This window comes from Conexibacter woesei Iso977N, assembly GCF_000424625.1.
GTDB lineage: Bacteria > Actinomycetota > Thermoleophilia > Solirubrobacterales > Solirubrobacteraceae > Baekduia > Baekduia woesei_A.
Genome location: NZ_AUKG01000002.1, coordinates 415,387 through 428,949, shown reverse-complemented (window position 1 = coordinate 428,949; position 13,563 = coordinate 415,387). Strand labels below are relative to the sequence as shown.

General features: G+C 72.7%; 14 protein-coding genes. 3 read left to right on the top strand and 11 right to left on the bottom strand.

Annotated elements, in window-relative coordinates; translation table 11 throughout:
* Positions 1-20 precede the first annotated feature (20 nt).
* Positions 21-425 (top strand): winged helix-turn-helix transcriptional regulator, encoded by a 405-nt coding sequence (locus H030_RS0114325; protein WP_027006613.1) that lies wholly within the window; start codon positions 21-23, stop codon positions 423-425.
* Here the strand turns inward: H030_RS0114325 and H030_RS39735 are convergent.
* The 8 genes from H030_RS39735 to H030_RS37110 form a co-directional block, all read right to left on the bottom strand.
* Positions 422-1,636, bottom strand: a complete 1,215-nt coding sequence (locus H030_RS39735) for a methyl-accepting chemotaxis protein (protein WP_027006612.1) — start codon at positions 1,634-1,636, stop codon at positions 422-424. The two genes, H030_RS0114325 and H030_RS39735, sit on opposite strands and share 4 nt — an antisense overlap.
* Before the next feature lie 108 nt (positions 1,637-1,744).
* Positions 1,745-2,593: a nuclear transport factor 2 family protein gene (locus tag H030_RS0114315; protein WP_027006611.1), complete on the bottom strand. Its 849-nt coding sequence runs from the start codon at positions 2,591-2,593 to the stop codon at positions 1,745-1,747.
* Positions 2,590-3,405 (bottom strand): phosphohydrolase, encoded by an 816-nt coding sequence (locus tag H030_RS0114310; protein WP_196809132.1) that lies wholly within the window; start codon positions 3,403-3,405, stop codon positions 2,590-2,592. The genes H030_RS0114315 and H030_RS0114310 overlap by 4 nt, the downstream gene beginning before the upstream one ends.
* Before the next feature lie 10 nt (positions 3,406-3,415).
* Positions 3,416-4,279, bottom strand: a complete 864-nt coding sequence (locus H030_RS32200; protein ID WP_051222691.1) for a polysaccharide deacetylase family protein — start codon at positions 4,277-4,279, stop codon at positions 3,416-3,418.
* Positions 4,280-4,300: 21 nt separating this feature from the next.
* The gene (ppk1, locus tag H030_RS32195) at positions 4,301-6,454 is read right to left on the bottom strand and encodes a polyphosphate kinase 1 (RefSeq protein ID WP_051222689.1); all 2,154 of its coding nucleotides are present in this window, start codon (positions 6,452-6,454) and stop codon (positions 4,301-4,303) included.
* Positions 6,455-6,468: 14 nt separating this feature from the next.
* Positions 6,469-6,999, bottom strand: coding sequence for a CHAD domain-containing protein (locus H030_RS40455; RefSeq protein WP_027006609.1), 531 nt, complete (start codon positions 6,997-6,999; stop codon positions 6,469-6,471).
* Positions 6,996-7,487: a CHAD domain-containing protein gene (locus H030_RS40450; RefSeq protein WP_027006608.1), complete on the bottom strand. Its 492-nt coding sequence runs from the start codon at positions 7,485-7,487 to the stop codon at positions 6,996-6,998. The genes H030_RS40455 and H030_RS40450 overlap by 4 nt, the downstream gene beginning before the upstream one ends.
* 16 nt (positions 7,488-7,503) lie before the next feature.
* Complete coding sequence (locus H030_RS37110) at positions 7,504-8,415, bottom strand: Ppx/GppA phosphatase family protein (protein ID WP_081690815.1); 912 nt, start codon at positions 8,413-8,415, stop codon at positions 7,504-7,506.
* 23 nt (positions 8,416-8,438) lie between these two features.
* Between H030_RS37110 and H030_RS32185 the strand changes: the two genes are divergently transcribed.
* Both H030_RS32185 and H030_RS0114275 read left to right on the top strand, forming a co-directional pair.
* Positions 8,439-9,347 carry an ABC transporter ATP-binding protein gene (locus H030_RS32185; protein WP_051222685.1) on the top strand — a complete coding sequence of 303 codons (909 nt, stop codon included), beginning with the start codon at positions 8,439-8,441 and terminating at the stop codon, positions 9,345-9,347.
* Positions 9,347-10,099, top strand: a complete 753-nt coding sequence (locus H030_RS0114275) for an ABC transporter permease (RefSeq protein WP_027006607.1) — start codon at positions 9,347-9,349, stop codon at positions 10,097-10,099. The genes H030_RS32185 and H030_RS0114275 overlap by 1 nt, the downstream gene beginning before the upstream one ends.
* A gap of 550 nt (positions 10,100-10,649) precedes the next feature.
* On the opposite strand, the gene H030_RS0114270 is transcribed toward H030_RS0114275, so the two are convergent.
* Genes H030_RS0114270 through H030_RS0114260 form a run of 3 tightly spaced genes read right to left on the bottom strand, consistent with a single transcriptional unit; the run spans position 10,650 to position 13,550 of the window.
* Positions 10,650-12,251, bottom strand: coding sequence for a hypothetical protein (locus H030_RS0114270; protein WP_027006606.1), 1,602 nt, complete (start codon positions 12,249-12,251; stop codon positions 10,650-10,652).
* Positions 12,241-12,951, bottom strand: a complete 711-nt coding sequence (locus H030_RS0114265; RefSeq protein ID WP_027006605.1) for an ABC transporter ATP-binding protein — start codon at positions 12,949-12,951, stop codon at positions 12,241-12,243. The genes H030_RS0114270 and H030_RS0114265 overlap by 11 nt, the downstream gene beginning before the upstream one ends.
* Positions 12,948-13,550 (bottom strand): GNAT family N-acetyltransferase, encoded by a 603-nt coding sequence (locus tag H030_RS0114260; protein WP_027006604.1) that lies wholly within the window; start codon positions 13,548-13,550, stop codon positions 12,948-12,950. Before H030_RS0114260 ends, H030_RS0114265 begins: the two co-directional genes overlap by 4 nt.
* Between the last annotated feature and the right edge of the window lie 13 nt (positions 13,551-13,563).

The window sequence follows — 13,563 nt, the reverse complement described above, 5'->3', positions numbered from 1 at the left end:
TTGAGTTACCTTGGTACCTGATGGAAACCAAGTCCGGCTACGACCCGATGAACGCGCTCTGCCCCACGCGCCAGGTGCTCGCGCGGATCGCCGACAAGTGGTCGATGCTCGTCGTGACCGCGCTGGAGCCCGGGACCAAGCGCTTCTCGCAACTGCGACGGGACGTCGACGGGATCACGCAGAAGATGCTCACCCAGACGCTGCGCGGGCTGGAGCGCGACGGGCTCGTGACCCGGACCGCCTATCCGACGGTCCCGGTGACGGTCGAGTACACGCTGACCCCGCTGGGCCGGAGCCTGAGCGTCGCGGTCGACGCGATCCGGGCGTGGGCGATCGACAACATCGAGGACGTGCACGGGGCGCGCGCCGAGTACGACGCACGCCCCGCGGTGGTGGGACCACCGACGCCTATGGCAACCGCCTAGGCGACGACGAAGCGGCCGACGAGCCGCTCCAGCTCCTCGGCGGAGTGCGCCAGCTCGGTCGCCGACGCGGCGACCTGCTGGGTCGAGGCCGACGACTGCTCGGCCGCTGCGGAGACGTGGCCGGTCGCCGAGCCCGCCTGCCGGGCGACGCTCGTGACCTCCTCGGTCGCCTTCGCGATCCGGGCGACGCAGTCGCTGACCTCGTTGATCGAGCCCGCCAGGCCGTCGAAGGCGCCGCGGGTCAGCTGCGTGGTCTTCGCCGCGGACTCGGCGAGCCTGCGGACCTCCTCGGCCACGACCGCGAAGCCACGGCCCTGCTCGCCGGCGCGGGCGGCCTCGATCGCGGCGTTGAGCGCCAGCAGGTTGGTCTGCTCGGCGATCCCGGCGATCTCGGCGGTCAGCGCGACGCCCTCGCGGGCGACGCCCTCGGCCCTCTCGGCCAGGCCGACGGCCTCGCCGGTGATCGCGTGGGCGCCGGAGACGAGGCCGAGCTGGCGGTCGGCGCCGAGCGCGACGTCGGAGGATGCCTCGGCGATCTCCTGGATCGCGCGGCCGGTCTGCTCGGCCGTCGTCGACATCTCCTGCGAGTGCGCGGCGACGGTCGCGGCGGTCGCCCCGATCTCGCCGATCATCCCGGCGAGGTGGCCGCGCATCTCGTTGTAGGACCCCAGCCCACCCTGCGCGCGGCCCAACATGGTGTTGAAGGTCGTGGCCAGCGTGCCGAGGTCGTGGCCGGGCGCCGCGTCGATCGACGTCGTGACCGGCTCGGCCGGGCGCGTGAGGTCGCCGTCGGCGACCGCGGCGAGGCCGTCGCCGAGCGCGACGAGGCAGTTGTCCGACAGCGACGTGAGGCGCAGGCCGAGGTCGTTCAGCGACGAGCGGTCGCCGAGCGCGCGGCGCAGGTCGCTGCGCAGCGCCTCGTAGCCCTCCAGCGCGGCCTGGGCGGTGCCCAACATGGTGTTGAACAGCTCGGCCAGCTCGGCGATCTGGGGGTCGCTGGGCTGCGACGTGACCGGCCTGGTCACGGGCGCGATCGCGCGGGTGAGGTCGCCGGACGCCATCGCGGCCAGGCCCTCGGACAGGTTCGTCAGGCAGTTGGCCTGCAGACTGACGAGCCCGGCCTTGACCTCGGCGAACTCCGCCGAGGAGCCGTGGTGCAGGTCGTCGGACGGTGCGGGGACACCGGACGACCAAGAGAAGTGGGGGCGCATTGTCCCGCTTCTCGGTCCCCCGAACGGGGGATGCGAGCGTTTGCGCGCCCCAATGTTCACTCAAGCGATCTGAAGTTCACCATCGCTGCGCAAAGCGCACGCGATGACCTACAAGTCGGTCAGCGAGACCTGCTCGGCCTGGGCGAGGAAGTCCTCGGCCTTCGCCGTCATGCGGACCAACCCGTAGGCGTCGAGGACCGCGCGGGGCAGCTCGGTCGCGCCCGCGGCGCGCAGGCGGCGCATCAGCTCGGCGACCTCGCGCAGCGGGACCTCGTCCAGCGCGCGCGGGCCGAGCTCGCGGACGCGGACCTCGGGCGTGCCGGCCGGCCGCAGCACCTCCGAGCCCTCCTCGAAGTCGATCGCGCCCGCGTTGCGCAGGCGGAACGTGGAGCCGCTCAGCGGTGCGCGGGCGATCGACGTCAGCGCCTTGCCGCCGGACGCCTTGATGTACAGGCGGTACGCGCGCTCGGCGAGGATCGGGCCCTCGGCGGAGACGATCTCCAGCAGCACCGGCCCGATCGTCTCGCGCCCGGCGTTGCGCGGGTCCGGCACGGCGTGCGGGGTCCAGGCGCTGTAGGGCTCGAGGTCGACGTGGACGCCGGACCTGCGGCGGCCCTCGCCCGACGCCACCGGGAACATCCCGGTGACGTGGCGGGCGATCCGCTCGCCGCGCGCGAACAGCACGCCGTATTCGCGGACCGGCTCGTCGGCCACCGTGACGGTCGCCTGGTAGGACAGCACGTCATCGGCGGCGTGCGCTGAGGCGACCTCCAGCGACGGCCCGGACGCCAGCCACGTCCCGAAGTGCTCGCGCAGCGCGTCCCGCCCGCGGATCGCGCGGTCGCCGCGCAGCAGCAGCGCGTCGTCGTGGTACTGCGAGGCAAGTGCTTCAACATCGCGCGCCGCGATCAGCCGCAGGTGGCGCTCGAAGATGGCTTCCGGGATCGAAGGGCTCATATCTTGAAGACGTTGAGGATGCGGGCCTCGTGCTCGGCGTCGATGCGGGCGATGACCTCGACGTGCTCGGCCAGCGGCGTCCCGCGCAGCTTCGTGCCGAGGCCCTCGTCGACCTGGTAGATGCCGGCCGAGTTGGACATGTCGATCTCGATCCGGACCGCCTTCTCCTCGCCCGGCTTGATCTCCACCGACTCGATCGCGTACGAGGAGACGCTGTGGATGTTCGGCAGCAGCTTGTCGGCGCGCGAGCGGCCCTTGGCCATGTCGAGCGCGTCGGCGACGCGGACGATCGAGCCCTCGATCGTGAACGGCGCGCCCCTGGAGCGGTGCGAGATGATCGCGTGCGACGCCTCGGAGCAGATGATGGCCTTGGTCGGGTCCTCGTAGATCCCGGCCAGCAGCTTGGGCAGCTTGTCGGCGGTGAGGAAGAGCGAGAACTGCTCGTGGTCGGCGCGGTGGATCGACATCCCGACGCAGTGGAACAGCGCCGCCGCGGCGATCACGACCTCGGCGTCGCGCTCGGTCAGCCCGTGGTCCTTGACGACGCTCGGGACCACGCCGCGCCGGAACAGCAGCCGCGCCAGGCGCAGCCCGATGTTGGTGACGATCTGGATGTGGACCCACGAGTGGTCGGACATCTCGAGGCGCTCGGCGTTGACCGCCGCGGCGTGCCACCACGCCTTCAGCTCGACGTCGGCGTTGACCGCGTCGATCAGCTTCTCGAGCTTGCGGTTGCCGCGCGCGGGCACGCGGATGTGCGCGGCGTTGACCTTCTCGTCCAGGGTCTGGGGCGTCGCATCGCCGGCGCTCACGTCTCGAACCCTAACGCCCCGCCGCCGCCTGCACGCGCGCGAGCACCGCGGCGGCGCTCTCCCCCGCGTTGACGCGGATCCGGTGCAGCGCGTACGGGTCCTGCGACGGGGCCGCCGCGCCGTCCAGCTCGGTCGTCGCCGCGCGGTAGCCCGCGGCCTTCACGGCGGCCTCGACGGTGGCGTCGTACTTGCCCGCCGGGTAGCAGAACGCGTCGACCGGGACGCCGAACGCGTCCTGGATCGCCCTGCGCGAGCCGGCGACCTCGGTCCTCAGCTGCGCGGCGCCGAGCGTCGTGAGGTCCGGGTGCGTCAGCGAGTGCGCGTCGATCTCCCAGCCGGACCTGACCATCGTCCTGATCCGCGACTTCGTGATCCCGCCCGGGACGCCGAGGTTGTGCCAGGCGAGGTTCAGGACGCCGGGCCAGCGGTGGGCGGCGAGGATCGCGCCCGCGTCCTTGCCCTGCGAGAGGTAGCCGTCGTCGAACGACAGGACGACCGGGTGCCTGGGCAGCGCCGGCTTCCCGGCCCAGCCGTCGAGCACCTGGTCGAGCGTGACCGCCGTGTAGCCCGCACCGGCAAGAGCATCAACTTGCTCCTTCAGCTCCGCCGGAGGGACCCAGAGCCCGCCGTACTTCGCGCCCGGCGGAGCGGGCGCGATCACGTGGTACATCAGGATCGGGACCGGCGCGCGTGACGCGCGGCCGTGCTCGATCTCCGGCGTCGCGACGCCGAGATCGCGGTTGGTCGACGCTCGCGCGGGCCCGTTGGCGACCTGCGCGCCGGCCGGAGCCGTCGCGGTCGTGCCGCCACCGCCCGACGCGCCGCCGCAGCCGGCGAACGCGAGGCAGAGCAGGACGAGCGCGAGCCGCGGCACGCGCCTCAACCTAGCGCGCGTCTACGACGTGCTCGACGCGTCCCGCTCGGCGGCGCGGGCGGTGTGGCCGAGCATCAGCTCGCGCTGGAGGTCGCGGGGCTCGGGCTCGTCGGGGTCGCGGACGGCGCGGGTCCAGGTGCCCTCGGTGTCGAGGTCCCAGGCGTGGGTGTCGTCGGCGAACGAGCGCTCCAGCGTGTCGAGCACGTCGTCGCGCAGGACCGCGTCCTCGACCGGCACGACCAGCTCGACGCGCGTGTCGAGGTTGCGCGGCATCAGGTCGGCGGACCCGATCAGCACCAGCTGCTCCTCGCCGCGCTCGAACGCGTAGATCCGCGAGTGCTCCAGGAAGCGCCCGACGATCGAGACCACGCGGACGTTCTCGCTGACCCCCGGGATGCCCGGCACCAGGCAGCAGATCCCGCGGATGTTGAGGTCGACCTTCACGCCCGCCTGCGACGCGCGGTAGAGCGCCTTGATGCACGTGCGGTCCACCAAGGAGTTCATCTTCATCTGGATCCGCGCGGGCCTGCCGGCCTCCTTGGCCGCGATCGTCCTCTCGATCTCGTCGACGATCCCGTCGCGCAGGTGGTCCGGCGCGATCAGGGCCTTGCGGTACCGGCGCGGCCGCGCGTAGCCGGTCAGGAAGTTGAACATGTCGGCGACGTCGGAGCCGAGCCGCTCGTCGGTCGTGAACAGGCCGAAGTCGGTGTACAACCGCGCGGTCTTCGGGTGGTAGTTGCCGGTCCCGACGTGCAGGTAGTGGCGGACCCCGTCGCCCTCGCGGCGGACGACGAGGATGCACTTGGCGTGCGTCTTCAGCGCCGGATGGCCGTAGACGACGTGGACGCCGGTCTCCTCCAGCTTGCGCGCCCACTCGATGTTCGCCCGCTCGTCGAAGCGCGCCTTCAGCTCCACCAGGCACACGGCCTGCTTGCCGCGCTCGGTCGCGCGGATCAGCGCCGGGACCAGCGGCGTGTCGTCGCTGGTCCGGTAGATCGTGAGCTTGATCGCCAGGACGTCCGGGTCGTTGGCGGCCTGCTCCACGAAGCGCCCGACCGAGGTCGAGAACGAGTCGTAGGGGTGGTGGACCAGGACGTCGCCCTGGCGCATCGCGGCGAAGATGTCGGCCTTGGCGTGGTGCTCCTCGGGCCGCAGGCGCGGCTGCGTGACCGACGACCACGGCTCGTCGCGGAGGTCGTCGTGGCCCTTGAGGCCGACGATCTGCCAGAGGTCCGTCATGTCCAGCAGGTCGTTGGTCTCGTAGATCTGGCGCTCCTCGACCTCCAGCGCCTCGGTCAGCGCGTCGCGCAGCGACGTCGCCATCTGCGAGTCGACCTCAACCCGTACAACTTCCCCGAAGCGGCGGCGGCGCAGCTCGTCCTCGACCGCGGTCAGCAGGTCGTCGGCCTCGTCGCTGATCTCGAAGTCCGCGTCGCGCGTGACCCGGAAGACGCCGTGCTCGATGACCTCCATGCCCGGGAACAGCGACTGCAGGTTTGCGGCGATCAGCTCCTCGAGCGGGACGAACGTCGTCGGCTCGTCCTCCAGCGCCACGAACCGCGGCAGCATCTCCTTCGGCACCTTGACGCGCGCGAACGTGATGTGGCCGCCGACCGGGTCCCTGATCAGAACCGCCAGCGACAGCGACAGGTTCGAGATGTAGGGGAACGGCCGCCCGAGGCCGACGGCCAGCGGGGTCAGGACCGGGAAGATCTGGCGCCGGAAGCGGTGATCGAGCGCGCGGCGCGCGTCCGCGGAGACCTCGTCGATCGACACCAGGTTGATGTCGTGCTCGGCCAGCTGCGGGCGCAGCTCGTGCGAGAGCGTCTTGCACTGGCGCGACTTCAGGTCCAGCACCTTCGCGCGGATCGCGTCGATCGTCTCCGACGGCGTGCGGCCGTCGAGCTTGGGCGCGGTGATCCCCGCGTCGACCTGGTCGTGCAGGCCGGCGACGCGGATCATGAAGAACTCGTCGAGGTTGGACTCGAAGATCGCCGCGAACTTGCAGCGCTCCAGCAGCGGCTGGGCCGGATCCTCGGCGAGTTGTAGGACTCGGTCGTTGAAGTCGACCCAGCTCAGCTCGCGGTTGATGTACAGCTCTTTGGCGTCGAGGTCCGACGGCGGCGGGGGCGGCGCGGGGTGCGCCTCGATGTCGCGGATGGACTCTTGGGTCATCTGAGGATCTGGGTTCATGCTGGAGACTCCTCTGACGGTATGCCCGCATGTTCCGGGCTGCCGTTACCGTCGTGTGAACGCGATGTGATCGCCTCGGTGAGCCGCGTGCGGAAGTGCTTGTCCTCCAGTCTGTCCCAGCGCTGCAGGAAACGCACGAACTGCTCGTCGCGCCGCTGGGCCAGCACGCCGTCGAGCGCCTGCAGGCCCGGCTGGGCGGGATCGTCCGCGGGCAGCTCGTCGCGCAGCGCGGCGATCCGCGGGCGCGTGACGTCGCAGTCGTGGATCTCACCGATGACGTCCTGGAGCTTCTTGGCCTGCCTGGCCGCCTCGCCGGCGTACGGGCCGAACGCGGGCGCGAACAGCTCCAGCACGTAGCGCAGGCGCTTGGCGGCGATCCGCATGTCGTGCAGCGTGTGGACCGCGGCCGGGTCGCGCGCGGTCGGCATGAACGCGCACAGCTCGTCGAGCCGGACCGCGACGATCTTCGCGACCTCGTCGGCGGCGCGCCCGTCGGGGTCGATCCCCTTGACCTTGCGCGCCTTCACGAGGGCACCGCTTCCGCTTCCGTCTCCGCGACGAGCGCGTCGATCCGGCCGCGCAGGTCGTGGTCCTCGGCGTGCCTGAGCGCCGCCGCCAGGATCGCGTTGCCGTCGCCCTGCTCCGCGCGCACGCGCGCGGCGAACGCCGCGACTCCGGGCTGGTCGGCCTCCGGGAGCTGCGCGCCGATCTCCATCAGCGCCGCGAGCTGCACGTCGGGGTCGCGGCGCGCGCCGAGCGCGTCGGCCAGCGCCTCGACGTCCTTCAGGACCGCCCGGTGCTGCGCCTTCTCGAAGGCGGGCGCGAAGACCTCCAGGACCGCGCGCAGCCGCCGCGTCGCGACGCGCATGTCGTGGACGCGCTCGATGTCCTCGGTGTCGAGCACGCCGGCCGCGTGCTCCCACATCTCGTCGGCACGGATCGCGACCGCCTCGCGCGCGGTCGCGCGGAAGCTGTGGCGGCCGTCGAGGCCGGGGATGTCGCGTGCCTTCGCCATCGGTGCTGGGTCTCTTCTACTCCTCTTGTCCCAGCAGGTCGAGGACGACACCTTCACGGAGGCCGCCGCAGCCGACGTGCAACGGGCAACCCGCGGCGCGCGCGACCTCGGCGAGCAGGACCAGACCCGCGGGCAGGAGCCGCACGCGTTCGACGTGGAGGTCGAGGTCGAAGGCGACGACCGCGGCGGGCGCGGCGATCACGCGCTCCAGCGCGTCCTCCAGCGCGGCGGCCGTCAGCTCCTCGCCGCAGAGCCGGCGCAGCGACGTCGCGCTGCCGCCGACCGCCCACGCGACCTCGGCCTCCGGGCAGCCGACCGTGTGCAGCGCGGCGCGGGCCGCGGCGCGCGCGGCGGCGACGTGCTGCGCCGTCGGCGGGTCGGCGCCGTCGAAGGACTCGGCCAGCGCGCCGGAGCCGATCGGCAGCGACGCCCACCAGCCCGGGACGGCGCCCGGCGCGCCGTGGGCCAGCTCGGTCGAGCCGCCGCCGACGTCGGCCACGACCACGGACCGGATGCCGTCGCCGTCGCCGGCCAGCGGCGCGGTCGCGCCCGCGAAGGCCAGCCGCGCCTCCTCCTCGCCGCTGAGCACCTCGACCGGGACGCCCGCCGCCGCGCTGAGGCGCGCGATCAGCCGATCCCGTCCGGGCGCGTCCCGCAGCGCCGCGGTCGCGACGACGCGCAGCGCGAGCACGTCGTTGGCGCGTGCGGTCAGCGCCTGCTCGGCGACCGCCTCGGCGATCGCCGCCGCCTTGTCCTCCGGGATCCCGGAGCGCCGTTCGGCGGCCGTCAGGCGCACGAACGCGCGGTGCGCGGCGACCTCCACGAGCGCCCCTGGATGCGCAGGATCGGGCTCGGCGACGAGCAGCCGCGTCGTGTTGGAGCCGATGTCGATGCAGGCTGCTCTACGCAACGTGACAGAGCTTCTCATGCGCGCGCTGCTTGAATGAAGGCGTGGCCGCCTCTGCACCCGCCATCCTGGTGCGCGATCTGCGCAAGTCCTATGGGTCGTTCGCCGCGGTGCGCGGCATCGACTTCGAGGTCGCGCCGGGCGAGGTCTTCGGCCTGCTCGGCCCCAACGGCGCCGGCAAGACCTCGACGGTCGAGATCCTCGAGGGCTACCGCAAGCGCGACGGCGGGATCGTCTCGGTCCTCGGCCACGACCCCGAGCACGCGCCGCGAGACCTGCGCAAGCGCGTCGGGATCGTCCTGCAGTCGTCGGGCATGTACCGGCACGTGACGGTCCGCGAGGCGGTCGCGCATTGGGCGCGCTTCTACCCACATCCGCGCGACGTCGACGAGGTCCTGGAGCTGGCCGGACTGAACGAGAAGCGCGACGCGCTCTCGCGCCAGCTCTCGGGCGGCCAGCAGCGCCGCCTGGACTTCGCGCTCGCGCTGATCGGCGACCCCGAGCTGATCTTCCTCGACGAACCGACGACCGGCTTCGACCCGGCCGCGCGCCGCGCCGCGTGGGACGTCGTGCGCTCGCTGCAGGAGCTGGGCAAGACCGTCCTGCTGACGACGCACTACCTCGACGAGGCCCAGGCGCTGTGCGATCGCGTCGCGATCGTCAAGGAGGGCCGGATCGTCGCCGAGGGCCCGCCCGCCGAGCTGGGCGCGTCGTCCTCGCGCTACACGGTGTCCTGGCGAAGCGCCGAGACCGGCCAGCTGGAGACGCGCGAGAGCGACGACCCGACCGCGCTGCTGCACCAGCTGACCAGTGCCGCGCTCGCGCGCGGCGAGGCGCTGCAGGACCTGTCGGTCGCGCGCCCGTCGCTGGAGGACGTCTACCTGGAGCTGACCGCCGAGCCGGTCACGAGCGACGAGGAAGCCGCCGCCGCGGCCGAGGAGGTCGGCGCCTGATGTCCGACGCGTTGACCCTGGCGTGGCACCAGTACCGCCTCGAGCGCAAGATGTTCTGGCGCAACCCGAGCGCCGCGTTCTTCAACTTCCTGCTGCCGCTGCTGTTCCTCGCGCTCTTCGGCGCGATCTTCGCCGGCAACCAGAAGAACCTCAACGTCCTGATCCCCGGCATCGCGGGGATGTCGATCATGGCCACCACCTTCTCGTCGTTGGTCATGAACTTGACGTTCCTGCGCGAGCAGGGCGTGCTGAAGCGGATGAAGGGCACGCCGCTGCCCGAGGGCTCCTACCTGCTCGGCGTGTTCGGCAATGCCGTCGCCAACGCGGTGATCCAGCTCGCGCTGGTGATCATCGCGGGCGATCTGATCTTCGGGACCGGCTGGCCCAAGGACTGGGTCGAGCTGCTGGTGTACACGGCGTTCGGCGTCGTCTGCCTGGCGTCGCTGGGCGTCGCGTGGTCGCACATCGTCCCGAACTACGACGCGGCCGCGGCGTACAACAACATCATCTTCCTGCCGGTGATCTTCATCTCCGGCGTCTTCTACGACGTCAACGACGCGCCGCAGTTCCTGCTCCACCTCGCGCAGGTGCTGCCGCTCGTGCACATCATCGACGGCCTGTCAGGCGCGCTGGTGTCGGGGCGGTCGCTGAGCGACAACGCATCCGGGCTGTGCATCGTGTGCGTGTGGACGCTGATCGGGCTGTTCTTCGCGATCCGCGGCTTCCGCTGGGACGCGCGGCGCTCGGACTGACTGAGGTCTCCGCGGGGCGTTGGCGGCGCTGCGGTTCTCCGCGGGGTGTTGGCGGTGGTGCGGCGCGGCGGTTGTGGTGTTCAGCGCGGCCGTGCGGCGGCGATGTGGCGCGTGGTTTGGAGGGCATCGACGGCGACCAGCCCGGTTGGCGGCGCCGCCGTTGGCGGTGTGGCTGGGCCTTCGTGGTGCTTCGGGGCGAAGTTCGGGGACGAACGAAGGGGTCAACGGTGCATAGGGGCTCGCATAGGACCCAAATGCACCGTTGCGCTCCAGAGTCGCCAATTCGGCTCCGAATCGGGACCCCGAAGAGGTCAACGGCAGTTAGGGGTTCGCAGAGAACCCCTAACTGCCGTTGACCCACCCGTTCGGCCCCGAACCGCGCCCGGAAGCACCACCACCACCCAGCCACACCGCCAACGACGGCGCCACACCAAACGACTCTCCCATCGATGCCCACCAAACCACGCGGAGCGGCACCTCAACACGGCCGCGCTGAACACCACCCACCGCACGCGCCGCAGCGCCGCTCAACACCCCGCGGACAACCACCTCAGCCCGGCGCAAACCTCGACGCCGCCAGCGAGATCGACAACACCGCCGTCGCCGCGAACAACCCCGCCACCAGCTGCGGCGTCCCCGTCGTCCCGTTCTGCACCGTCACGCCGATCGCCACCATCGTGATCCCCGCCGCGATCACCGGGAACAGGATCACCCACAGCAACACGAGCACCAGCATCATCCCCGTCTGGTCGTTCGTCGCCGTCGCCATCACCGACGGCGACATCTGCCCGCCGCGGCGTGAGGACAGCGCCGCGCAGAGCGTGATCGGGATCGCCGTCAGGACGAGCAGCACCGCCGCGGTCGCGCCGTGCGCCGGGAGCGCGCCGAGGGCTGCGACGCCGAGCGTGGCGAGCAGCGTCCCGGTCGCCACGACGACGATCGGGACGAACGCGTGCGCGACGAGCAGCCGCGGCATCGCCGCGACGTAGAGCACGCGGGCGCGGCTCGGCTGGTCGGTCTCGGCGCGCAGCGGCTCCAGGATCCGGGAGCCGGCGAAGAACAACAACAACGCGCCGAGGCCGACACCGGCCGGGTGCGCGCCGTTGACGAGCGCCAGCGCGGCGCCGCCGACCGCCAGCACGACCGCCTCGACCAGGCGCTGCGGCGCGGCCAGCAGGGCGGCGGCGTCGCGCCACGGGACGGCCCAGCGCTCGTCGCGCGGGCGCGGCAGCAGGCCGAACAGCCGCGGCGCGCGGGCGGGCCGCGCGCCGACGCTCGACAGCGAGCGCCGGACGTAGCGCGCGTTCATGGAGTACACCGCGGCCAGCGCGCCCTGCCGCGCCTCGGCGCGGACGAGGTGGCGCTCGGTCGGCGTGCTGCCGCGCCGGGCGAACGCGAGCAGCGTCGCCGCCGCGGTCAGGACCGCGAGCAGGACGATGGCCAACGGCCATGCGCGGACCGCCTTCTCCAGCGGCGCGATCGCCCAGCCCCACGGGCCGGACCACATCGCGATGCGGCGTCCGGTGGTCCCGCCGTCGCCGGCGGCGACGACCAGCCCGGCGGCGATCGCCAGCAGCGGCCAGGTCAGCAGCCGCGAGCCGCGGTCCCAGCGCGCGCTGGCCTGCACGAGACCGGCGGCCGCGACGCCCAAGACCATCAACAACGCCAGGGCCACCACGAACCCGGCGCCGCGCGCGACCGCGATCCCGCGGCCGTCGCCGGCGGCGCCGATCAGGATCAGCCCGCCGAGGACGGCGCCCGCACCCGCGGCGACCAGCAGCGCGCGCACCAGCCGCCCGAGCGCGAGGTCGGCGCGGCGCAGCGGCGCGCCGAGCAGGTGCGCGACGTCGGGGACGGAGAACACCACCGGTCCCTGGACCGCGCCCCAGCGGACGACCGCCAGCAGCCCGGCCAGCGCCAGCGCCGGGCCCCAGACCGCGACGGCGCGGCCGGTCGCGACGTCGGCCAGCGCCTGGCTGACCGTGCCGTAGACCAGCGGCCCGAAGATCGCGATCGTGATGAAGACGTAGTAGACGGGCTCCAGCCGCTTGAGGATCCCGGGCGGCTCCTGCACGCCGCGCCAGAAGCGCCGTAGGTCCGAGGGCCGGACGCGCGGCGGCGCCGGCGCGGCGATCGCGGTCTCAGTGGCCACGCGCGCGCACCTCGTCCCAGGGGCCCTGGTCGACGATCCCGCCCTCGGCGAGCACGACGGCGCGGTCGGCCAGGCCCTCGGCGAAGTACATCTGGTGCGTGGTCATCAGGATCGCGGTCCCGGCGGCCTTGGCCTCGCGCAGCACGACGCCGAGCAGCTCCTGCGACGGCGGGTCGAGGCCGACGACGGGCTCGTCCAGGATCATCACCTTGCTCGGCCGGATCAGCGCGTTGGCCAGGCCGGTCTTCTGGCGCATGCCGCGCGACAGCTCGGTCGGCAGGAAGCCGGCGCGCGCCGTGAGGTCGAGGCGCTCCAGCAGCGCGTCGATCCGCTCGTCGGCCCCGTCGCCCGCGACACCGTGGGCGAGCGCGGTCAGCTCCAGGTGCTGGCGGACCGTCAGGTCGTCGTAGAGCAGCGGCGTGTCGGGGACGAGCGCCAGCAGTGCGCGCGCCTGCTCGGCGTCGGGCTCGTCGTGCGGGTCGTGGCCGCAGATCCGGACGGTCCCCTCGGTCGGCTCCAGGAGCCCGGCGATCGTGCGGACCGCGGTGGACTTGCCGGACCCGTTGGCGCCGATCAGCGCGACGCACTCGCCGGCCTGGAGGGTCAGGTCGAACGGGTGCAGGCCGACGAGGCGGCCGTAGCTGCGGGTCAGGCCGGCGACCTCGAGGGCGGCGACGGCGGGCGGGGCATCGGTGCTCACGCCTCATCTCCTAGCAGCCAGGGCGCCGGAGGGACGCCGATCACCGCCGCCTTGACGTCGTGCAGCGGCCCGTCCTCCCAGTCGCCGCGCAGCATCCCGAAGATGTGGACGTCGAGCTGCTGCGGGCCGTGGCGGTGCCAGCCGCGCAGCGTCCCCTCGCGCGTGAAGCCGACGCGCTCCAGCGCGTTGGCGCTGCGCGCGTTGTCGGGGTTGGAGTACGCCCCGAGGCGCTCCAGCCCGCAGATCGCGAACGCGGCGTGGGCGATCAGCGCCTTGGACTCGGCGTTGGCGCCGGTGCCCCAGTGCTCGCGGCCGAACCACGTGCCGACCATCGCGCGGCGGTCGCGCCGTGACAGCTCCCCGAGGCCGGTGACGCCGATCGGCCCGTGCTCGCGGTCGTGGACGACGAAGTCGAGCTGGTCGCCCGCCTCGCGCCGCGCCGCCTGGGCCTCGATCCACGCGATCGGCTGATCGACGCTCGTGTACGGGCCCCACGAGAACCAGCGCGTCACCTCCGGGTCGGAGGCCAGCGCCAGCAGGGCGGGGGCGTCGTCGGGGTGCGGCAGGCGCAGGGTCAGATGCGGTCCACGGAGCTCCATCGGCCAGGCATGA

Coding starts and splice junctions, on each gene's coding strand:
- ppk1 (WP_051222689.1), bottom strand. CDS start 6,454: ATGACCCAAGAGTCCATCCGCGACATCGAGGCGCACCCCGCGCCGCCC.
- H030_RS0114315 (WP_027006611.1), bottom strand. CDS start 2,593: ATGAGCCCTTCGATCCCGGAAGCCATCTTCGAGCGCCACCTGCGGCTG.
- H030_RS39735 (WP_027006612.1), bottom strand. CDS start 1,636: ATGCGCCCCCACTTCTCTTGGTCGTCCGGTGTCCCCGCACCGTCCGAC.
- H030_RS40450 (WP_027006608.1), bottom strand. CDS start 7,487: ATGGCGAAGGCACGCGACATCCCCGGCCTCGACGGCCGCCACAGCTTC.
- H030_RS0114260 (WP_027006604.1), bottom strand. CDS start 13,550: ATGGAGCTCCGTGGACCGCATCTGACCCTGCGCCTGCCGCACCCCGAC.
- H030_RS37110 (WP_081690815.1), bottom strand. CDS start 8,415: ATGAGAAGCTCTGTCACGTTGCGTAGAGCAGCCTGCATCGACATCGGC.
- H030_RS0114325 (WP_027006613.1), top strand. CDS start 21: ATGGAAACCAAGTCCGGCTACGACCCGATGAACGCGCTCTGCCCCACG.
- H030_RS0114275 (WP_027006607.1), top strand. CDS start 9,347: ATGTCCGACGCGTTGACCCTGGCGTGGCACCAGTACCGCCTCGAGCGC.